Genomic DNA, 1,015 nt, shown 5'->3' on the forward strand with positions numbered 1-1,015 from the left:
TTGGCGACGGGCCTGCCGATGGGGATGGAGGAGAGGGAGGAGCCGCGAGCGCAGTGGAAGAAGGAGACGTCGACGGCGGCCTCGGTGGGGCCGTAGAGGTTGTGGAGCTCGGAGGAGGGGTGAAGGCGCGAGTGGGCGCGGTGGACGAGGTCGGCGGGGAGTGCCTCACCGGAGCAGAGGACGCGGCGCAGGTGGTTGAGGGAGTCGAGCCCCGGCTCCTCGAGGAAGGCGCGGAGCATGGAGGGGACGAAGTGGACGGTGGAGACGCGCTCGTCGGAGAGGAGGCGGACGAGGTAGGCGGGGTCCTGGTGTCCGCCGGGCCTGGCGAGGACGAGGCGAGCGCCGGTGAGAAGGGGCCAGAAGAACTCCCAGACGGAGACGTCGAAGCTGAAGGGAGTCTTCTGGAGGACGGTGTCGAGGGCGGTGAGGGAGTACTGCTGCTGCATCCAGAGGAGGCGGTTGACGACACCGGAGTGGGCGTTCATGGCGCCCTTGGGGCGGCCGGTGGAGCCCGAGGTGAAGATGACGTAGGCGAGGGAGTCCGGGCCCGCGAGAGGGGAGGGGGAGGCGGAGGACTGACGGGAGACGGCGTCCCACTGGGTGTCGAGGCAGAGCACCTGGGAGGCGTGCTGAGGCAGGACGGAGGTCAGGCGTGAGTGGGTGAGGAGGACGGGGGCCTGGGCGTCCTCGAGCATGCCGGCGAGACGCTCGCGCGGGTAGGCCGGGTCGAGGGGGACGTAGGCGGCGCCGGACTTGAGGACGGCGAGGAGTGAGACGACGAGGTCGAGGGAGCGCTCGAGGCAGACGGCGACGAGGAGGCCCGGGCGGGCGCCGAGGGAGCGCAGGTGGTGGGCGAGCTGGTTGGAGCGGGCGGCGAGCTGAGCGTAGGAGAGAGACGTGCCCTCGAAGCGGAGGGCTTCGGCGTGAGGCGTCCGGAGGGCCTGGGCCTCGAAGAGGGAGTGGAGGGTGGCGTCCTCGGGGTAGCGGACGTGCTCGCCCTGGAAGTCGGAGAGCA

General features: G+C 71.1%; 1 protein-coding gene. It reads right to left on the minus strand.

Features of this window, described 5'->3' with window-relative positions:
- The coding region (locus K8640_RS42350) for an AMP-binding protein (protein ID WP_223752278.1) at nt 1–1,015 on the minus strand (1,015 nt) is incomplete at both ends.

The sequence above is a fragment of the Myxococcus sp. XM-1-1-1 genome (genome assembly GCF_020037095.1).
Taxonomy (GTDB): Bacteria; Myxococcota; Myxococcia; order Myxococcales; family Myxococcaceae; genus Myxococcus; species Myxococcus fulvus.